Source organism: Exiguobacterium sp. ZOR0005 (assembly GCF_000798975.1).
GTDB lineage: Bacteria > Bacillota > Bacilli > Exiguobacteriales > Exiguobacteriaceae > Exiguobacterium > Exiguobacterium aurantiacum.
Map to the genome: position 1 here is coordinate 39,021 of NZ_JTLB01000026.1, position 18,383 is coordinate 57,403.

Below are 18,383 nucleotides of genomic sequence, written 5' to 3' on the forward strand. Positions count from 1 at the left end.
GCTCACCCTTCCATGAACGAAATGATTTCTGCCTCCAACTTGCGTAACGCTTGGCCGCGGTGGCTGACCGCCGCCTTTTCATCGCGCTCGAGCTCGGCCGCCGTCTTATGAAGCGACGGGACGATGAAGAGTGGGTCGTACCCGAACCCGTTCTCGCCATGCGGCGCATAGCCGATCGTGCCTTCGAGCGTCCCGCGCACAGTCAGTGTCTCCCCTGACGGTTTTGCGAGACAGAGTGCGCAGACGAAGCGCGCCGAGCGGTCGTTTGCCCCGTTCAACTTCTCTAAAAGAAGCGCGTTGTTCGCGGCGTCTGATTTTTCCGGTCCGGCGAAGCGTGCCGAGTAAATGCCCGGTGCCCCGTCGAGCGCGTCGACTTCAAGGCCTGAGTCATCGGCGAGTACCGCGTGGCCGAAATAACGGGCCGCCTCGGTCGCCTTAAGTTCGGCGTTCGCTTCGAACGTCGTACCGGTCTCGTCCGTTTCCGGCGCGTCCGGATAATCGAGGAGCGACTCGACTTCAAAGCCGAGCGGCGTGAGCATGCCTTCGATTTCGACGACTTTGCCTTTGTTTCGTGTTGCTACAATCAACTTCATGTCGTTTCCTCCATCTGTTCACCGACGTACCACCATGAGGCGCCGAGCGCATCTTCCGCTGCTTTGAACAGCTGCTCGATCCCGCCTTGGGCGAGCAAGAGCATCTCGTTCATCTCTTGGAGCGTGAACGTCGCCTCTTCTCCTGTGCCTTGCACTTCGACGAAACGACCGCTCGCCGTCATGACGACGTTCATGTCGACTTCCGCCGCCGCGTCTTCCTCATAGTTCAAATCGAGGACGAGCGCATCGGTCCGTCCGACCGAGATGGCGGCGACGCCCTCCTTGATCGGGGTATCCGCCAGTTTCCCTTGGCGGATGAGCGCGTCGACCGCGAGGACGAGCGCACAGAAACCGCCGGTGATCGACGCGGTCCGCGTGCCACCGTCCGCTTGGATGACGTCACAGTCGATCCAAATCGTCCGTTCGCCGAGTCGTTCCAAGTCAACGACCGAGCGTAAGCTCCGGGCGATCAACCGCTGGATTTCCATCGTCCGACCCGATTGTTTCCCGCGCACCGCTTCGCGCACGGTCCGGTCCCCGGTCGCCCGTGGGAGCATCGCGTACTCGGCGTTGATCCACCCTTGTTTTTTCCCGCGCAAGAAGTTCGGGACGCGCTCCTCGACGGTCGCCGTACAGATGACTTTCGTGTCGCCGATCGAGATGAGGACCGAGCCTTCCGCGTGTTTGTTCACGTGCGGGATGATCTCGACCGTTCTTAATTCATCGTGTTTACGTTCGTTACGCATTTAGCGACACCTCCACTTTCTCCGCCTTGACGGAAAGACCGAGCCACTCTGTCGCCAATCGATTGAACATATCGACGTCGCCGGTCGCGTAAAACTGGTGCGCCGGCACGGTGTCGAGGTCGTTCTCGAGCTCTTGGAAATCGAGAATGGCCGCCACTTCGAGCGCCGTCTCGTCCCCAGACGAGATGAGGTGGACGTCCGGTCCCACGACATCTTGGATGACCGGTGCGAGAAGCGGGTAATGCGTGCAACCGAGGATGAGCGTGTCCATCTCCGAAGGTTGGAGCGGACGGAGCGTCTCCTCGACGATCGAGCGGACGCGCTCCCCGTCAAGTTCCCCCGCCTCGACGAGCGGGACGAACGGCGGGCAGGCGAGCGAATAGACGTCGACTGCGCCCGCGACGTGACGGAGTGCCATCTCGTACGAGTTGCTCTCGATTGTCATCTTCGTCCCGATGACGCCGATATGTTTGTTGCGCGTGCCTTTGACGGCGGCCCGGGCCCCGGGATCGATGACCCCGATGACCGGGATATGGAGGCGCTTGCGCGCTTCCTTCAAGACGACGGCCGTCGCCGTGTTGCAGGCGATGACGATCATCTTCACGTTTTTGCTGAGCAGGAACTCGATCAGTTCCCACGTATATGCCTCAATCTCATCGTGCGGCCGCGGTCCGTACGGACAACGTTCCGTGTCACCGATGTAAATGATTTCTTCTTTTGGGAGTTGGCGCATCAATTCTTTGACTACCGTCAAGCCGCCGACCCCGGAATCGAGTACTCCAATCGCTCGTTTCATGTGATCACTTCCATTCCCATCTATCTTACCAAAAAAGCCGTTCCGGCAAAAGAAACGGTCATGTGACAAACAAAAAGACGAGGTAGCCGATTGGCCGCCTCGTCCGTTGCTCGAATTACTGAGCAAGACCTTCGCTAGTGAGCATGTCAGAAAGCGTGTTGATCGCTTCTTCTGCATCGTCACCTGCTGCAGTGATTTTGATTGTTGAATCTTTCGCGATTCCGAGTGAAAGTACACCCATGATCGACTTCAAGTTAACTGTCTTACCGTTGTACTCGAGGTTGATATCTGATTGGAACTTAGAAGCTGTGTTTACGAGCTGAGTAGCTGGACGAGCGTGAATCCCTGAATCAGCAACGACTGTGAATGTTTTTTCCATGACTTGATGGTCTCCCTTCAAATTTCAATTCTGCGGGCGAACCGGCAGAATAATTGTTTGTGAACTCATTATCAAATGATAGCGGATTCGCAAAAATTCTGCAAGCGATTTTTATATTCTGGAGTCCATTCCGTCGGACGGCCGTCTTTCGACAAATGCACGAGGCTCGTGCGGCCGGCGAATAGCAATTGGTCTCCGTCATACGCCCCGTAATGAATATCACATGAAGTGTTTCCGACCGTCAAGACATTGGCATACACCGTCAGCTGTTGACGCGGCATCACTTGTCTTACATAGTCGCACTGGGCGTCCGCCACGACGACGAAACCGTCTTTTAACGAAAATCCTGTCGTCTCGAGCAACTCGATCCGCGCATCTTCAAAGTAGATGAACGGGATCGTGTTGTTCATGTGGCCGTACGGGTCACACTCCGAGAAGCGGACCTTGACGTCGAGGGCGACCCCTCTTTTGACACGTGTTTCCCAATCGGGTTCGCGGAAGTATTTCGTCATCGGCGACCCTTACGCCTCGACCGCAGAACCGGTGCGGCCTTTGTCGCTTCCGAAGAACGATTTGAACGAGTGAAGCGTCGTCTGACGGTTCATAGCAGCGATCGACGTCGTGAGCGGGATGCCTTTCGGACAAACTTCGACACAGTTTTGTGCGTTACCGCACTGCATGATGCCGCCGTCTTCCATGAGCGCCTCGAGACGATCTTCCGCGTGGAAGGCGCCTGTCGGGTGCGAGTTAAAGAGACGGACTTGCGAAATCGCCGCCGGGCCGATGAAGTTCGACTTGTCGTTAACGTTCGGGCATGCCTCGAGGCAGACGCCGCACGTCATACATTTCGATAGTTCATACGCCCATTGCCGTTTGTTCTCTGGCATCCGCGGTCCTGGACCGAGGTCGTACGTGCCATCGATTGGGACCCACGCCTTCACTTTTTTCAACGCGTCGAACATGCGCTGACGGTCGACTTGAAGGTCACGAATGACCGGGAACGTCTTCATCGGCGACAAGCGGATCGGCTGCTCGAGCTTATCGACGAGCGCCGTACACGATTGACGCGGTTTGCCGTTGATGATCATTGAACAAGCGCCACACACTTCTTCGAGACAGTTCATGTCCCAGTTGATCGGTGTCGTCTTGTCGCCTTCGGCGTTGACCGGGTTCCGGCGTATTTCCATAAGTGCCGAGATGACGTTCATGTTCGGACGGTACGGAACCATGAACTCCTCGGTGTAGGTCGGTTGATCCGGTCCATCTTGGCGTTCAATGATGAAACGGATGTCTTTTTGTTCAGATTGCATCGGCGTCGTCATTTCGTCTTCGCCCCTTTCTTCGAGTAATCCCGTTTACGTGGCGGGATTAACGAAACGTCGATTTCTTCATACGAGATATCGACTTCCCCTTCGTTGTAACGTGCCATCGTCGTCTTCATGAACTGCTCGTCATCACGCTCCGGGAAGTCCGGTTTGTAATGGGCCCCACGGCTCTCGTCACGTTTCAATGCGCCGAGTGTGATGACGCGTGCGAGGTCGAGCATATGGTCGAGTTGTCGGATGAACGATGCCCCTTGGTTGCTCCAGCGAGCCGTATCGGTCGCTGAGATGTTGTTGAAACGAGCGCGGAGTTCTTGAAGCTTTTTGTCCGTCGCAATGAGCTTGTCGTTATAGCGGACGACGGTAACGTTGTCCGTCATCAGTTCACCGAGCTCACGGTGGATTTGGTAGGCGTTCTCCGTGCCGTCCATCGCGAGGATCTCATTGAACCGTTCGATCTCTTCACGCTCGTTAAAGTTAAAGAGCGCTTCCGGTACGCTCTCGGTCGCTTGATCGAGGCCGCGCATGTAGTTGACGGCCGACGGACCGGCTTCCATCCCGCCGTAGACGGCAGACAAGAGCGAGTTCGCCCCGAGACGGTTCGCCCCGTGCATCGAGTAGTCACATTCCCCAGCCGCGAACAATCCTGGGATGTTCGTCATCTGGTCGTAGTCGACCCATAGTCCGCCCATCGAATAGTGAACGGCCGGGAAAATTTTCATCGGTACTTTACGCGGGTCGTCCCCGACGAACTTCTCGTAAATCTCGAGAATGCCGCCGAGTTTGATGTCGAGCTCTTTCGAGTCTTTATGCGACAAATCGAGATATACCATGTTCTCACCGTTGACGCCGAGCTTTTGGTTGACGCAGACGTCGAAGATTTCACGCGTCGCGATGTCACGCGGCACGAGGTTCCCGTAAGCCGGATACTTCTCTTCAAGGAAGTACCAAGGCTTGCCGTCTTTATACGTCCAGACGCGGCCGCCTTCCCCACGCGCCGACTCACTCATGAGACGAAGTTTGTCGTCACCAGGAATGGCCGTCGGGTGGATTTGGATGAACTCGCCGTTCGCGTAGACCGCTCCTTGGCGATAGACCGCGCCGGCCGCTTGGCCAGTATTGATGACCGAGTTCGTCGATTTGCCGAAAATGACGCCCGGTCCGCCTGTCGCGACAATGACCGCATCCGACGGGAACGCTTTAATCTCCATCGAACGAAGGTCTTGACAGACCGCACCGCGGCACACGCCCGCCTCATCGATGATGGCCCGGAGGAACTCCCAGCCCTCATACTTCTCGACGAGACCTTGTGCCTCGAAACGTCGGACCTGCTCGTCTAGTGCGTAGAGGAGCTGCTGCCCCGTCGTCGCACCGGCATAAGCCGTCCGGTGATGGAGCGTGCCCCCGAAGCGACGGAAGTCAAGGAGACCTTCCGGCGTCCGGTTGAACATGACACCCATCCGGTCGAACATGTGGATGATTTTAGGTGCCGCTTCTGCCATCTTTTGGACAGGCGGTTGGTTGGCAAGGAAGTCGCCGCCGTAAACCGTGTCATCGAAGTGTTGCCAAGGAGAATCCCCTTCCCCTTTCGTGTTGACGGCACCGTTGATGCCGCCTTGTGCACAGACCGAATGTGAACGCTTGACCGGTACAAGCGAGAATAGTTTAACCGGAACACCCATCTCTGCCGACTTGATTGTCGCCATGAGTCCAGCTAGACCGCCACCGATGACGATCAAACTTTGATTTGCCATGTAAATTTCCCCCTATTACAAGATGCCGGCGAACGTCAAGATTGAACGAAGTCCGACAAAAGATAGTGCCAAGAACACGGCACCTGACACGTAGCTCATAAAGCGTTGCGAACGAGGTGACTGTGTGATTCCCCACGTGATCGCAAACGACCAAAGTCCGTTCGCGAAGTGGAACGTAGCCGAGAGGATCCCGACTATGTAGAAGATGAGCATGAGCGGATTGTCGACGATGTTTTGCATCATCTCCGCGTTAACCTCGACCCCACGCATCTTCGCCAAGCGCGTTTCCCAAACGTGCCATGCGATGAAGATGACGAGGAAGACGCCTGTGAAGCGCTGTAAAATATACATCCAGTTACGGGCGTACGAATAGCGGTTCGAGTTGATCGATCCGAGAAACGCATAGTACACGCCATACACCCCGTGGAAAATCATCGGCAAGGCGATGACCGTCACTTCAAGGAAGTATAGATACGGTAAGCTCTCCATGAATTTTGCTGCCTTGTTGAACGACTCCACCCCATCGACGATGTAGTAGTTGACCGATAAGTGGACGATCAAAAACAAGCCGATTGGGACGACCCCAAGTAGCGAATGGACTTTACGACTGAAATAGTCACGACGCGACGCCATTCTAGTTCCCCCTTTTTACGAGCAGTTGGCTCGTTTTGTCAATAAAAGCGTTTTCAAATCTAAATATAGCTTTCTGACTCCTATTCTACTCTTGTGAAAATTGTATGACAAGACAACCTGACCGATTTCTGGCACATTCTTTTAGAAAATTCTCGGTGACCAAATCCCAATTCGTCGTTATAATGGTATAGAGAGATTGGAGTGATGGAAGAAGATGGAAACCATGAGCCAACCCACTTTCGCGATCGAATTGTTGCGCGATTATGTGTTGACAGACTTGCTCGGAGACGATTACGGCCAAGTCATCTATTGGTCCGGCAAACGGATCGCCCGCAAGTTCCCGGTTATGCCGGACGAGGAGCTGTGTGCGTTTTTCGAAGAAGCCGGATGGGGACAATTGTCTCTTGTGAAAGAGAAAGGGAACAAGTTCGTGTTCGAACTCGTCCCTCCTCCTTCGACGCAGCAAAAAGCGACAGGCTATTACCAGCTCGAGGCTGGCTTCTTAGCCGAACAAATCGCCGGTCGTCTCCAATGCGTCGCCGAAGGCTATGCCGACCCGGCACGTGAAGCCGTCCACATCACCGTCCAATTAGACCGAAAAGACACGTACGAATGACGAAGAGCCGATGCGATTGACCGCATCGGCTCTTCTTATTTGAGTGACAAGTGAGTGCGCACAAAATTATGGAATACGTCTAACTCATCTGCTGCAAAGTAAATTTCTTCTCCGGCATACGCACCAGCTGCTTTTGCAACCGTTTGGGAGACGTCTGAAGCGAACCCTCTTCTTTCAGACCATTTGAACGCCTCTTGTTTCGAAAGGACTAGCTGGTCTCCACAATACGCAAGGACGCGTGTCAGATTGAGTACGCTGTACACAGGCGCATCATGGATGGAGTCAAGACAGTCACGTGCGTCAGACATGATGGCATCCCTATAGTCTTCTTCTTTGAAGCCGGTGAGCAGACTTTTGAGCGATCGCCCATAAAGGGTGATGCCACGCTCACACGTAATTCGCACGTGTGCCGCCAAATCTCGGTCGGTCAGTCCTGATTGAAGCGTCAACACTTCACTGCTCTGAGGTGCCAACTCGAATCGTGTCCGCCAGCCTTCGCTGTAGTGAAACTCGAACGGGCTCGGATGTTGCCAGTTGCCCAACTCATGGACGGTGAGGACACTCAGTTCGATTGGATACGGATCGTTCGATGACGTGAGACAAAGATGAATCAAAGCGAGTCTCTCTTCGCCAGATAACGGTCGGCTCGTGACAATCAAGAAGTCCAGGTCGCTATGGTCAGGATGAAAGCCTCCCATCGCTACCGAACCGTGCACATAAAAGTGTTCGACCGGAACGATTTCCTTTAAGCGGTCAATGAATGTCTCGATGATGGGACGGACGATGGTCGGCAACGTTTGAGAGGCATTGTCTTTCATTCATCCGTCTCCTCATGCACATGCTGTAAAACAGTCTCGGCGAGCTTCTCAGGCAAGCCCGCCTCTTTCAACTGTTCGAGTGACGCCAGGCGAATCTGTTTCATCGACCCGAAATGACGAATCAATTGTTGGCGCCGCTTCGGACCGACACCCGGGATGTCATCGAGCACCGATTTCGTCATCTTCTTCGTCCGCAAACTGCGGTGGAATGTGATGGCGAACCGGTGGACCTCGTCTTGCATCCGCTGCAACAAGTAGAACGCACTCGAGCGCGAGTTCAACTCGATCACCCCACCGCCTTCACCGAACAAGAGTTGGCTCGTCCGGTGACGGTCATCCTTCTTCAATGAGCCGACAGGCAAATCGAGGCCGAACTCGTTATGCAACACATCGAGCGCCGCGTTCAACTGCCCGATCCCCCCATCGATCAACAGCAAGTCCGGCAACCGTTTCTCTTCGGTCAACAAACGGCGGAAGCGACGACGGACGACTTCGCGCATCGTCTCGTAATCGTCCGGCCCTTGGACGGTGCGAATCTTATATTTCCGATATTCTTTCTTGAGCGGCTTGCCGTCCTCGAAGACGACGAGCGCCGAGACGGCGTCACTTCCTTGGATGTTGGCGTTATCGATGATGTCGACACGCGACAAGTTCGGGATGCCGATCGCCTCACCGAGCTCGCGCATGGCGAGGAGCGTCCGTTCTTCGTCACGGGCAAGGAGCTCGAACTTCTCGTTCAGCGCGATCTCCGCGTTCTTCGTCGCGAGGGCGAGCAGTTGTCGTTTCGCTCCTCGTTTCGGCTGCATCACTTTCGTGCCGAGCGCATCGTTCAACAAGTCGATGCGGACGATTTCCGGGACGAGCACTTCTTTTGGCAACACGTTCTGTTCGTAGAATTGGACGATGAAACTTTCGAGTTCTTCCGACGGCTCACCGTGGAGCGGGAAGAGCGAGACGTCGCGCTCGATCATCTTGCCGCCCCGCATATAGAACACTTGGACACACATCCAACCTCGGTCGAGCGTGTAGCCGAAGACGTCACGTGCCGTCGGATCGGCGGTAATCATGTTCTGCTTGTTCATGATCGACTCGACGGCCCGAATCTGGTCGCGCAGCTCGGCCGCTCGTTCGAACTGCATCTCTTCGGCCGCCTTGCCCATGTCGACCTCGAGCTTCGCGAGCGTCTCGGACGTCTCCCCGTTCAAGAAACGACGAATCTCCTGGACGATCGCTTTCTGGTCGTCCGTATCGACGGCGAGCTCACACGGACCGAGACATTGCCCGATATGATAATACAGGCACAGCTTCCTCGGCATCGGCTGACACTTCCTTAGCGGGTACAGCTTGTCGAGCAGTCGCTTCGTCTCGTTCGCGGCATAGGCGTTCGGGTAAGGCCCGAAATAGTGGCCTCCGTCTTTTTTCAGCTTCCGCGTCGTCAGCAATCGCGGGTAGGGCTCATTCGTGATTTTAATGTACGGGTACGTCTTGTCGTCTTTCAGACGGATGTTGTACTTCGGGTCGTGCTTTTTAATGAGCGTCATCTCGAGCAACAACGCCTCGAGCTCGCTCGCTGTGACGATGTACTCGAAGTCACGGATCTCGGCGACGAGTCGCATCGTCTTGATGTCGTGCGCCCCGGTGAAGTAAGACCGGACGCGATTCTTTAAGTTTTTCGCTTTCCCGACGTAAATGACCTCGCCGTACTCGTTCTTATGCAAGTAACAGCCGGGCTCATCCGGGAGCAACGCCAGTTTATGTTTAATATGGTCGGTCTGACTCAAGTTCGATCACCTCAGTTTAGCTTCCTCTAGGACGGGAAAAAATAGGGTGAAGTCTTAGAGGGAGGGAATTTTATGAAACGGTACGACGTCATCATCCTCGGGAGCGGTTCGGCAGCGAGCCAAGCCGCTAACGTTCTGTGCGACGCCGGTAAACAAGTTGCCATCGTCGAGAACTGGACGTTCGGCGGGACATGTCCGCAACGCGGCTGCGACCCGAAAAAGATGCTTGCGGAAGGAGTCGAGCTCCTCACCCGCGTCGATCAAATGAAATCGCTCGGCGTCAAAGGGGACATCACGCTCGACTGGAGCATGTTCAAGCGGCGCCTCGACGAATATCGTTTTGCCGTCCCGACGACAAAGACGCACAACTGGAAAGAGCGCGGCATCGATTTGTTCGAAGGCGAGCCCCATTTCGTCGACGAAGACTCAATCGTCATCGAGGGACACGAGGTCTCAGCGCATCAATTCATCATCGCGACCGGGCTCATCCCCCGTCCGCTCGATATCCCCGGTGGAGACGGTGCCATCACGAGTGACGATATTTTCGACCTCGAGACGTTGCCGGAAGCCATCACGATCGTCGGGGCGGGCTATATCGCATTCGAATTCGCCCACATCCTCCGTCGCTTCGGGAGTCGTGTCACGCTCCTCATCCGATCGCGCGCGTTGAAGGCGTTCGACCGGAAGATCGTAAAACGGCTCGTCGACGAGACGATCCGCATCGGCATCGACGTCCGATACGGGGTCAAACCGGCCCGGCTCGATGGGAACGTCTTGACGTTGTCAGATGACTCTACCCTTGAAGGAGTCGTCCTTAACGCCTCGGGACGCATCCCGAGCATCGAGCGGCTCCGTTTGGACGCCGCCGGCATCGACTCCGACAAAGACGGCATTCGCGTCAATGAGTATTTGCAGACGACGAATCCGTTCGTCTATGCGGCCGGTGACGTCAGCGCGAGCGACAACCCACCGCTCACCCCGTTCGCCGGCCAGGAAGGCAGGATCGCCGCGCTCAACTTGCTTCGGGGCAACACGCGCCCATTTCCGGAACGACCGGCCCCGACCGTCGTCTTCACGTCCCCTCCTATCGCCAAGGTCGGTTTGACGATTGACGAGGCGAAAGCGAAAGGGCTCGACTTCGAATGTAAGGACAATGACTTGTCTCACTTTTTGACGTATGAACGTATCAACGACCAGACCGCCTTCTCCCGCGTATTGCTCAGTCATGACGGTCATGTGCTCGGCGCCCATCTGATCGGCCAGCATGCGCCGGAACTGATCAACCTATTCTCGTTCATTATACAGAACAACATCAGCCATCAACACGTGAAACACTTACAGTTCGCGTATCCGACGTCGGCATCCGACTTGAGCTATTTGATTTGAACGCCTGTGTACTTCTCTCCAGCGCCGCCCGATGTGTCATCACCAATCACGACATACAAAAAGACTCGCCGCAGCGAGTCTTTTTGTCATTCCAATCCTTTATCCTTATCTTCTTTCAACGCATCCTGAAGCGACTTCTCCCAAAGCGGGACGCCTTTCGAATGTGCGGCGCGGGCGATCAAATGTCCGCCGACCGGTGCGGTCAACAGAACGAAGAACAACCCGAGCAAGAGACGGGCATCGAACACGCGCTGGTCGACCCAGACGTGTAAGACGGCCGCGAACAACACGAACATGACGCCGAGCGTCGCCGACTTCGAGGCCGCATGGGTCCGCGAGTAGATGTCAGGCAAACGGATGAGGCCGATCGCCGCGACGACCGTGAAGAACACCCCGATGATCGTGAAAATGCCGGTCAATATATCAAAGATCATTGTCGCGGTCATGATGGATGATCTCCCCTCTCTCTAAGAATTTCGAGAACGCCACCGTCCCGATGAAGGCGAGGATACTGAGCAACAAAATAACCTCGAAGAACATCGTCGTGTCGAGCAAGATCGACAAAAGGGCGACGACCGAAATCAAGGCGATGCCGATCGAGTCGAGGGCGATGACGCGGTCAGCCGTCGTCGGTCCTTTGACGACGCGGTACAACATGAACAGCATCGCGAGCAGTAGGATGGCGAGCGAGATGTAAATCAAAATGTCCAAGATGTCCATCATTCCGTCGCCTCCTTAATGCTAGATTCAAAGTTATCGTAAATGTCTTGCTTGAGCGCCTCTTTATCCGGCATATGGAGCGCATGGATATAGAGGATCTTGCTGTCTTGCGACACTTGGACGACGAGCGTCCCTGGTGTGAGCGAGATCAGCATCGACAAGAGACTGATTTTCCAACCCGACTTGAGCGTCGTCTCGTAGCGAAAGATTCCTGGTTGAATCTCGAGCTTTGGACTGAGGACGAGGCGCAACACCTCGAAGTTCGCCATGACGAGCTCGCGGGAGAAAATGAGCAGCAACTTGAAGAGCTTGATCACGCGAGTGAAGTAAAAGCTCGTTCCGGATTCACGGAAGAAGCGGCGCATCATGAAGATGACGAGAAGACCGAGCAAGTAACCGATCAAGAATCCGTATGTCGTGAACGATCCCGTGAGGAACATCCAGATGAACGCCAAGAAAAAGTTAATCAATATTTGATAGGCCATCTTGTAGTCACTCCTTTAACACGGCATCGATGTAGAGTTCTGGTTGCGTGAGCGGTTCGATTGCCTGGGTAATATATGGGTGCATCAACTCGGCACCGAATCCGTACGCGACCGCCACGGCGAGCAACAGACACACCGGGACGAGCAACCGGTTCGTGAACGGGATGAGCGGACCGTCATACTGCCGACGCTCTTCTCCCCAAAAACCGTTCAAGAAAATCTTGATGACAGAGAACAAGACGAACAGGCTCGAGATGAGGACGAGGATCGGACCGAACAAGTCCCCTTCCCCGACCCCGCCTTGGACGATCAATAGTTTCCCGAAGAAACCACTGAGCGGCGGAATCCCGGCGAGCGAGAGCGCCGCGATGAAGAACGTCCAACCGAAGAGCGGGAAGCGTGTGATGAGTCCGCCCATCTCACGGAGCTGCCCGGACCTCGTGATGCCGATCATCATACCGACGAGCATGAACAGGACGGCTTTGATCATCATGTCGTGGATCAAGTAGTAGAGTGCCCCTTCGAGCGACGTCTGCGTGTTGACCGCGATCCCGTACAGGATGACCCCGACGGCGATCATGATGTTGTAGATGATGATCAGCTTGACGTCGTTGTAAGCGATCGCGCCGACCATCCCGGTGATGATCGTCAAGACGGCGAGCACGATCAAGAACGTCTGTAAGAACGTCCCGTTCACGTCGAACAAGAGCGTGTACGTCCGGAGAATCGAGTAGACGCCGACTTTCGTCAAGAGCGCCCCGAACAACGCGAGAATCGGTGTCGGTGCGACGACGTACGAACCAGGCAACCAATAGTGAAGCGGCACGAGCGCCCCTTTCAATCCGAACACGATGATGAACAGAACGCCGATGACAGAGATGACGTTCGGGTTATCGACGAGCGGAATCTTCTGGGCGAGGTCCGCCAAACTGAGCGTCCCGACAGCCCCGTAAAGATACGCGACCGCCATGACGAACAACGCCGAAGCGAGGACGTTGATGAGCAAGTACTTGATCGACTCGCGCAACTGGACGCCTTTCCCGCCGAGGACGATCAAGACGTAAGACGAGATCAAGAACACTTCGAAGAAGACGAACAAGTTGAAAATATCGCCTGTCGTGAACGCCCCGTTGACACCGACGAGCAAGAACATCATCGCGACATACAAGTAGTTCTCTTCATACGCCGTCGAGAAGTAATGGACGGCGAACCAGACGATGAAGAACGTGAGCAGCGTCGACGTCGTGACGAGGAGCGCGGATAACATGTCTGAGACGAGCGTGATCGAGAACGGCGCCGGCCAGTTCCCGAGGTTGAGGGTCAAAATCCCCTCGTTAGAGACCGTGTGCACCAACAAGAGCGACACGAGTAACGTGACAAAAATCGATCCAAGAGCCAGGCCGCGCTGCAGGCGCACGTTCTTTGGCAGGAACATCATGATGATCGCCGCAAGCGCCGGGATGACAATCGGAAACACAGGTAAGTTAATCATTCGATTCCGTTCCTTTCATTTCCTCCATATTATCCGTGTTCAGCTCTTGGTAAGTGCGATACGCGAGTACCAAGAAGAACGCGGTCACCCCGAAACTGATGACGATCGCCGTCAAGACGAGCGCCTGCGGTAACGGGTCGGTATAATCGGTCACACCGTCGACGAGGACAGGTGCGGCGCCTGTCTTCAATCCTGACATCGTCAAAACGAGCAAGTGGGCGGCGTGACTAAACAGTGACGTGCCGATGATGATGCGTAACAAACTCTTTGAGAGAATCATATAGACTGCACACATCGTCAAGGCACCGATAATGATGCTAACGAAGATTTCCATTATTCACTCTCTCCAATCGTTTGAATGATCGTCATCGTGACACCAATGACGACGAGGTAGACGCCGAGATCGAACGCGATCGCCGTATGGAGCGTCTCTTCGCCAAGGAGCGGCAAGTAAAACTTGTCATAGGCGTGCGTGAAGAACGGCAAGTCGAAGAAAATCGAATGCATCGCCGTCAATACAGCGATCAGCGCCCCGAGCGCCGTCATGCGGCGGTAATCAAACGGCAAGACGGTCGCGAGCGTCTTCGAGTCGAAGGCAAGGAGCAAGAGCACGAGTGCCGCTGCCGTCATCAAGCCCCCGATGAATCCACCGCCTGGCGAGTAGTGTCCCGAGAAGAACAAGTGGATCGAGAAGACGATGATGATGAAGAAGATGATCACCGCGGCCGTCTGTAAAATGACGTCGTTGACGCGCTTATTACTTTTTGGCTTCATGTCCATGTTCATCTTCTCCTTTCGTACGTTGTGCTGTCGTTCTGAACTTGATCATCGTGTAAATACCGAGACCGGCGACCGCGAGGACGATAATCTCGAACAATGTATCGAAACCACGGAAGTCGACGAGGACGACGTTGACCATGTTCTTCCCGGCAGCCAAGTCATAGACGTTTTCTTTATAGTATTCCGAGATCGAGCTGATCGATTTGTTCGACAGCGTCATGAAGCTGAGCATCATGACAGTGATCCCGACGAGGACGGCCACGATGGCGTTCCCGACCTTAAAGCGCATCCGGGCTTCTTTCTTGCCAATCTCCGGCATGTGATAGAAGACGAGCAGGAACAACGCGACCGACACCGTCTCGATGACGAGCTGAGTGAGCGCGAGGTCCGGCGCTTCGAAGAAGACGAAGAAGAGCGCGACACCGTAACCGACGACACCGAGCAAGATGATCGCCGGCAGACGCGAACGCATGAACAGAATCGCGAACGCGCTCAAGACGACGACAGCACCGAGCACGTACTCGTATGGTGTGACTTCAGCCATCTCGCCGAACGAGAAGCTGAACATCTCATACCACCACATCGAGAACAAGAGCATCCCCGACATGAAGACGAAGATGTAAATCAAATACGAGCGGATGAAGCCCGTCATGTAGTTGTCTTTGAAGCGGTACGCCGCCTTGTTCGACCAGACGAGCGAACCGTCGTACATCCCGTTGAGCGTCAAGCGGTACGGCACCCGGTTGTAGATGCCCATCCATTTGTTGAGCGTGAAGAAGAGCACCGTCCCGAGCGCGACAATCCCAATCGTCATGAGCAACTCAGGCGTGATCCCGTGCCAGAAATACAGATCGACCTCGACCGCCTGTCCGCCTTCGACGAGCGACGGGTAAATCGACTCGACGGCCGGACGGATGAGCGTGTTCGACAACACGTTCGGGATGAAACCGAGCACGACGACAAGCACGGCGAGGATCGCTGGCGGGATGAGCATCCCGATTGGCGCCTCGTGCGGCTGTTTCGGCAACTTGTCAAACTGGGCTTTGCCCATGAACGTCCGCGTGAAGATGATCAAGCTATAGACGAACGTGAACACGCTCGCAATGAACGCGACGACCGGGATGAGCAGGCCGATCGTGTCGAGCGCGAAGAAGTCAGCCGAGAACACTTTCGTCGTCGCCTTCAAGAACATCTCTTTACTGAGGAAGCCGTTGAACGGTGGTAACCCTGCCATCGATAATGAACCGATGACGGCGATCGTGAACGTGATCGGCATGACGGTCATCAAGCCGCCGAGCTTACGAATATCACGCGTCCCGGTCTCGTGGTCGACGATTCCGACCATCATGAAGAGCGAGCCTTTGAACGTCGCGTGGTTGATCAAATGGAAGATCGCGGCAATCGTCGCGACCATGAAGATGTTGTCATCGACGCCGTCATAATGAAGCGCCGCGGCCCCGAGGCCGAGGAGCGACATGATGAGACCGAGCTGACTGACGGTCGAATACGCGAGGATCCCTTTCAAATCGGTCTGTTTGACCGCATTGAACGACCCCCAGAAGAGCGTGAACGTCCCGAACGAGACGATGATCCATAACCAGAGCGACGACTCTTGGAACACCGGACTCATCCGCGCGACCAAATAGAGCCCCGCCTTGACCATCGTCGCCGAGTGGAGGTATGCACTGACCGGGGTCGGTGCCTCCATCGCATCCGGTAACCAGATGTGGAACGGGAACTGCGCCGACTTCGTGAACGCCCCGAGCAAGATGAGAATCATCGCCGGGATGAAGAACGGGCTATCGACAATGACCGCTTGGTTCGCGACCATCTCTCGAATGCTGAACGAACCGACCATAGACTCGAGGAGGACGATCCCCCCGAGCATCGACAAACCGCCGAAGACGGTGATGAGCATCGACTTTTGCGCCCCGTAACGGGAACGCTCTTTCTCGTACCAGTAACCGATCAAAAGGAACGACGAAATCGACGTCAATTCCCAGAACATGTACATGACGACCATGTTGTCGGACAAGACGACCCCGAGCATCGCGCCCATGAAGAGGAGCAAGTACACATAAAAGTGACCGAGCGATTCTTTGTCTTTATTCAAGTAATAAATTGAATACAAGACAACGAGCGCACCGATCCCCGTGATCAGGAGCGCGAACAAGAGCCCGAGTCCATCGACGTATGCCGTGAAGTTGATGCCGAGCGACGGCATCCAACGGACCGTCTCCGTCACGACACCCCCGTCACTCGTGATGCCGATGTAACGGAAGAAATACACGAAGAGAAGCGTAGGGACGACCAAAACAAACCAACCCGTATGTATTCGCTTCACTGCCCGAAACAGAAACGGGATAAACGGTGCCGCCAGGAGCGGCAATAAAATAGCGAGATGTAACACCGACAAGAAAATTCCTCCTTCGAACAGAGTCGTACAAGCAATGTAGCGTGCCCTATGTAAAAGTAGGGTCATCTGACTACATCACGTCTCTACATGAGTATAGCGCAATTTTTCCGTTCTTAGCCATGATTAAAACTTCCCTGTTTCTTCACAAATTCAAACTATTCTTAAACTTTTAAATATGAAGGAACGCGTCGGAAAATGTAAAAAAAATCTCATAGTTCGTTTTCAGGCGCCATACAAAAAAACAACCGATCGGAGACCCGATCGGCTGTTTTGGACATTATTGTGCTGTCGCGATGAACTCTTTCAACGCTTCTTTTGGTTGGAAGCCCATTGTCTTCGAGACAGGTTGACCGTCTTTGAACATCATAAGTGTCGGGATGCTTTGGATTTGGAAAGCGCCCGCTACTTCTGGGTTCTCGTCAACGTCGAGTTTAATGATTTGGACTTGGTCGCCCATCTCTTGGTCGAGCTCTTCAAGAACCGGTGCGATCATGCGGCACGGTCCACACCAAGCTGCCCAGAAATCGACGAGGACGACGCCCTCTTTTACATCTTGTTCAAACGATTGAGTCGTTGCATGTTTAATAGCCATTTGGTAATACCTCCCCAGTAAGATGAGAAAGTTCAGTTACGAACTCTCTTGCAATTCATGTTCAGAGTATACCACGGAGGGTAAGTTTCCCCAAACGTTTTGCCCATCAGCTATTGACGAGGTGCTTCCGGAACTCTTCTGTCAACAACGGGACGACGTCGAACAAGTCACCGACGATGCCGTAATCGGCCACCGTGAAGATGTTCGCCTCAGGGTCCTTGTTGATCGCGACGATGACTTTGGCGTTGCTCATCCCGGCCAAGTGTTGGATTGCCCCGGAAATACCGCAAGCGATATACAGGTCAGGCGTGACGACTTTCCCGGTCTGACCGATTTGGAGGGCGTAGTCGCAATAGTCGGCGTCACATGCTCCACGTGAAGCGCCGACCGCGCCGCCGAGCAGTTCCGCGAGTTCTTCGAGCGGCTTGAATCCGTCCTCGCTCTTGACGCCACGGCCGCCGGCGACGATGACTTTCGCCTCGGCGAGGTCGACTTTCCCGGTCGCTTTGCGGACGACTTCTTTGACGATCATCGCGAGGTCTTTGAGTTCCACGCTCGGCGTCTCGACCGACACACTCGCTCCCGCTTGGCGCGGCAAGCTGTCGATGTTGTTCGGACGGATCGTGAAGAACATGACCGAGTCTTTGAATTTCACTTTCTCAAACGCTTTCCCCGAATAGATCGGACGGACGAACTCGGCGTCTTTGCCAGATCCTTCGATCGAAACGACGTCACTGATGAGACCGGCGTCAAGACGGGCCGCGAGTTTCGGCGCGATGTCTTTTCCGAGCGCCGTATGACCGAGGACGATCATGTCCGGTCCTTCTTGGTCGATCAGTTGGCGGAGCACTTGTCCGTAGCCGTCCGGCGTGTAGTGCTTGAGGCGTTCGTCTTCGACGACGAGGACGCGCCCGGCCCCGTATTCTCCGAGTTCATTCGCGAGCGCTTTGACGTTTTCCCCGATGACGACCGCCGTCACGTCGTCCGTCAATTGTTTCGCTGCGGCGATCGCTTCAAATGATACGTTCCGTAACGCGCCTTCGCGCGCTTCTGCGAGTACTAAAGCTTTCATAT

21 protein-coding genes are annotated in these 18,383 nt (G+C 54.9%); 2 read left to right on the top strand and 19 right to left on the bottom strand.

Annotation, left to right across the window (positions count from 1 at the left end; translation table 11 throughout):
- Positions 1–2: 2 nt before the first annotated feature.
- The 8 genes from L971_RS12050 to L971_RS12085 form a co-directional block, all read right to left on the bottom strand.
- Positions 3–593 carry an XTP/dITP diphosphatase gene (locus L971_RS12050; protein ID WP_029335656.1) on the bottom strand — a complete coding sequence of 197 codons (591 nt, stop codon included), beginning with the start codon at positions 591–593 and terminating at the stop codon, positions 3–5.
- Entirely contained in the window at positions 590–1,339 is a 750-nt protein-coding gene (gene rph, locus L971_RS12055; protein ID WP_024369828.1) for a ribonuclease PH, read from the bottom strand. Before rph ends, L971_RS12050 begins: the two co-directional genes overlap by 4 nt.
- The gene (gene racE / locus L971_RS12060) at positions 1,332–2,135 is read right to left on the bottom strand and encodes a glutamate racemase (protein WP_047376071.1); all 804 of its coding nucleotides are present in this window, start codon (positions 2,133–2,135) and stop codon (positions 1,332–1,334) included. The genes rph and racE overlap by 8 nt, the downstream gene beginning before the upstream one ends.
- A 115-nt stretch (positions 2,136–2,250) precedes the next feature.
- The gene (locus L971_RS12065; protein ID WP_024369826.1) at positions 2,251–2,514 is read right to left on the bottom strand and encodes a phosphocarrier protein HPr; all 264 of its coding nucleotides are present in this window, start codon (positions 2,512–2,514) and stop codon (positions 2,251–2,253) included.
- A 71-nt stretch (positions 2,515–2,585) separates the two neighbouring features.
- Positions 2,586–3,026 (bottom strand): thioesterase family protein, encoded by a 441-nt coding sequence (locus L971_RS12070; protein ID WP_024369825.1) that lies wholly within the window; start codon positions 3,024–3,026, stop codon positions 2,586–2,588.
- A gap of 9 nt (positions 3,027–3,035) precedes the next feature.
- Complete coding sequence (sdhB, locus tag L971_RS12075; protein ID WP_174233469.1) at positions 3,036–3,824, bottom strand: succinate dehydrogenase iron-sulfur subunit; 789 nt, start codon at positions 3,822–3,824, stop codon at positions 3,036–3,038.
- 8 nt (positions 3,825–3,832) lie between these two features.
- Positions 3,833–5,590: a succinate dehydrogenase flavoprotein subunit gene (gene sdhA, locus L971_RS12080; protein ID WP_047376072.1), complete on the bottom strand. Its 1,758-nt coding sequence runs from the start codon at positions 5,588–5,590 to the stop codon at positions 3,833–3,835.
- A gap of 15 nt (positions 5,591–5,605) precedes the next feature.
- Positions 5,606–6,223: a succinate dehydrogenase cytochrome b558 subunit gene (locus tag L971_RS12085; RefSeq protein WP_047376074.1), complete on the bottom strand. Its 618-nt coding sequence runs from the start codon at positions 6,221–6,223 to the stop codon at positions 5,606–5,608.
- Positions 6,224–6,446: 223 nt separating this feature from the next.
- Here L971_RS12085 and L971_RS12090 point away from each other — a divergent pair, with 223 nt between their 5' ends.
- Positions 6,447–6,839: a YslB family protein gene (locus L971_RS12090; RefSeq protein WP_231557607.1), complete on the top strand. Its 393-nt coding sequence runs from the start codon at positions 6,447–6,449 to the stop codon at positions 6,837–6,839.
- A gap of 35 nt (positions 6,840–6,874) precedes the next feature.
- Here L971_RS12090 and L971_RS12095 read toward each other — a convergent pair whose 3' ends face one another.
- Positions 6,875–7,657, bottom strand: a complete 783-nt coding sequence (locus L971_RS12095; RefSeq protein WP_052200386.1) for an aminoglycoside adenylyltransferase domain-containing protein — start codon at positions 7,655–7,657, stop codon at positions 6,875–6,877.
- Complete coding sequence (uvrC, locus tag L971_RS12100; RefSeq protein WP_047376077.1) at positions 7,654–9,438, bottom strand: excinuclease ABC subunit UvrC; 1,785 nt, start codon at positions 9,436–9,438, stop codon at positions 7,654–7,656. The genes L971_RS12095 and uvrC overlap by 4 nt, the downstream gene beginning before the upstream one ends.
- 72 nt (positions 9,439–9,510) lie before the next feature.
- On the opposite strand from uvrC, the gene L971_RS12105 reads away from it, so the two are divergent.
- The gene (locus tag L971_RS12105) at positions 9,511–10,824 is read left to right on the top strand and encodes an NAD(P)/FAD-dependent oxidoreductase (protein ID WP_024369818.1); all 1,314 of its coding nucleotides are present in this window, start codon (positions 9,511–9,513) and stop codon (positions 10,822–10,824) included.
- An 86-nt stretch (positions 10,825–10,910) separates the two neighbouring features.
- Here the strand turns inward: L971_RS12105 and mnhG are convergent, their stop codons facing one another.
- The 9 genes from mnhG to L971_RS12150 all read right to left on the bottom strand — a co-directional run bounded on the left by mnhG (position 10,911) and on the right by L971_RS12150 (position 18,381).
- Positions 10,911–11,270 carry a monovalent cation/H(+) antiporter subunit G gene (mnhG, locus tag L971_RS12110; RefSeq protein WP_024369817.1) on the bottom strand — a complete coding sequence of 120 codons (360 nt, stop codon included), beginning with the start codon at positions 11,268–11,270 and terminating at the stop codon, positions 10,911–10,913.
- Positions 11,248–11,547, bottom strand: a complete 300-nt coding sequence (locus tag L971_RS12115; protein WP_029335664.1) for a Na(+)/H(+) antiporter subunit F1 — start codon at positions 11,545–11,547, stop codon at positions 11,248–11,250. Before L971_RS12115 ends, mnhG begins: the two co-directional genes overlap by 23 nt.
- The gene (locus L971_RS12120) at positions 11,544–12,029 is read right to left on the bottom strand and encodes a Na+/H+ antiporter subunit E (protein WP_024369815.1); all 486 of its coding nucleotides are present in this window, start codon (positions 12,027–12,029) and stop codon (positions 11,544–11,546) included. The genes L971_RS12115 and L971_RS12120 overlap by 4 nt, the downstream gene beginning before the upstream one ends.
- A gap of 7 nt (positions 12,030–12,036) precedes the next feature.
- Entirely contained in the window at positions 12,037–13,521 is a 1,485-nt protein-coding gene (locus L971_RS12125; RefSeq protein WP_024369814.1) for a Na+/H+ antiporter subunit D, read from the bottom strand.
- On the bottom strand, positions 13,514–13,855 hold the full coding sequence (locus L971_RS12130) for a Na(+)/H(+) antiporter subunit C (protein WP_024369813.1): 342 nt from the start codon (positions 13,853–13,855) through the stop codon (positions 13,514–13,516). The genes L971_RS12125 and L971_RS12130 overlap by 8 nt, the downstream gene beginning before the upstream one ends.
- The gene (locus L971_RS12135) at positions 13,855–14,295 is read right to left on the bottom strand and encodes a Na(+)/H(+) antiporter subunit B (protein ID WP_024369812.1); all 441 of its coding nucleotides are present in this window, start codon (positions 14,293–14,295) and stop codon (positions 13,855–13,857) included. Before L971_RS12135 ends, L971_RS12130 begins: the two co-directional genes overlap by 1 nt.
- Positions 14,279–16,717: a Na+/H+ antiporter subunit A gene (locus tag L971_RS12140; RefSeq protein ID WP_047376079.1), complete on the bottom strand. Its 2,439-nt coding sequence runs from the start codon at positions 16,715–16,717 to the stop codon at positions 14,279–14,281. The genes L971_RS12135 and L971_RS12140 overlap by 17 nt, the downstream gene beginning before the upstream one ends.
- Before the next feature lie 277 nt (positions 16,718–16,994).
- Positions 16,995–17,309 carry a thioredoxin gene (trxA, locus tag L971_RS12145; protein WP_024369810.1) on the bottom strand — a complete coding sequence of 105 codons (315 nt, stop codon included), beginning with the start codon at positions 17,307–17,309 and terminating at the stop codon, positions 16,995–16,997.
- Positions 17,310–17,415: 106 nt separating this feature from the next.
- Entirely contained in the window at positions 17,416–18,381 is a 966-nt protein-coding gene (locus tag L971_RS12150) for an electron transfer flavoprotein subunit alpha/FixB family protein (RefSeq protein ID WP_024369809.1), read from the bottom strand.
- Positions 18,382–18,383: the final 2 nt, after the last annotated feature.

What these genes read in the sequence shown, in the direction of transcription:
- L971_RS12050 (WP_029335656.1), bottom strand. Translation starts at nt 593, where the DNA reads ATGAAGTTGATTGTAGCAACACGAAACAAAGGCAAAGTCGTCGAAATC.
- rph (WP_024369828.1), bottom strand. Translation starts at nt 1,339, where the DNA reads ATGCGTAACGAACGTAAACACGATGAATTAAGAACGGTCGAGATCATC.
- racE (WP_047376071.1), bottom strand. Translation starts at nt 2,135, where the DNA reads ATGAAACGAGCGATTGGAGTACTCGATTCCGGGGTCGGCGGCTTGACG.
- L971_RS12065 (WP_024369826.1), bottom strand. Translation starts at nt 2,514, where the DNA reads ATGGAAAAAACATTCACAGTCGTTGCTGATTCAGGGATTCACGCTCGT.
- L971_RS12070 (WP_024369825.1), bottom strand. Translation starts at nt 3,026, where the DNA reads ATGACGAAATACTTCCGCGAACCCGATTGGGAAACACGTGTCAAAAGA.
- sdhB (WP_174233469.1), bottom strand. Translation starts at nt 3,824, where the DNA reads ATGCAATCTGAACAAAAAGACATCCGTTTCATCATTGAACGCCAAGAT.
- sdhA (WP_047376072.1), bottom strand. Translation starts at nt 5,590, where the DNA reads ATGGCAAATCAAAGTTTGATCGTCATCGGTGGCGGTCTAGCTGGACTC.
- L971_RS12085 (WP_047376074.1), bottom strand. Translation starts at nt 6,223, where the DNA reads ATGGCGTCGCGTCGTGACTATTTCAGTCGTAAAGTCCATTCGCTACTT.
- L971_RS12090 (WP_231557607.1), top strand. Translation starts at nt 6,447, where the DNA reads ATGAGCCAACCCACTTTCGCGATCGAATTGTTGCGCGATTATGTGTTG.
- L971_RS12095 (WP_052200386.1), bottom strand. Translation starts at nt 7,657, where the DNA reads ATGAAAGACAATGCCTCTCAAACGTTGCCGACCATCGTCCGTCCCATC.
- L971_RS12105 (WP_024369818.1), top strand. Translation starts at nt 9,511, where the DNA reads ATGAAACGGTACGACGTCATCATCCTCGGGAGCGGTTCGGCAGCGAGC.
- mnhG (WP_024369817.1), bottom strand. Translation starts at nt 11,270, where the DNA reads ATGACCGCGACAATGATCTTTGATATATTGACCGGCATTTTCACGATC.
- L971_RS12115 (WP_029335664.1), bottom strand. Translation starts at nt 11,547, where the DNA reads ATGATGGACATCTTGGACATTTTGATTTACATCTCGCTCGCCATCCTA.
- L971_RS12120 (WP_024369815.1), bottom strand. Translation starts at nt 12,029, where the DNA reads ATGGCCTATCAAATATTGATTAACTTTTTCTTGGCGTTCATCTGGATG.
- L971_RS12125 (WP_024369814.1), bottom strand. Translation starts at nt 13,521, where the DNA reads ATGATTAACTTACCTGTGTTTCCGATTGTCATCCCGGCGCTTGCGGCG.
- L971_RS12130 (WP_024369813.1), bottom strand. Translation starts at nt 13,855, where the DNA reads ATGGAAATCTTCGTTAGCATCATTATCGGTGCCTTGACGATGTGTGCA.
- L971_RS12135 (WP_024369812.1), bottom strand. Translation starts at nt 14,295, where the DNA reads ATGAAGCCAAAAAGTAATAAGCGCGTCAACGACGTCATTTTACAGACG.
- trxA (WP_024369810.1), bottom strand. Translation starts at nt 17,309, where the DNA reads ATGGCTATTAAACATGCAACGACTCAATCGTTTGAACAAGATGTAAAA.
- L971_RS12150 (WP_024369809.1), bottom strand. Translation starts at nt 18,381, where the DNA reads ATGAAAGCTTTAGTACTCGCAGAAGCGCGCGAAGGCGCGTTACGGAAC.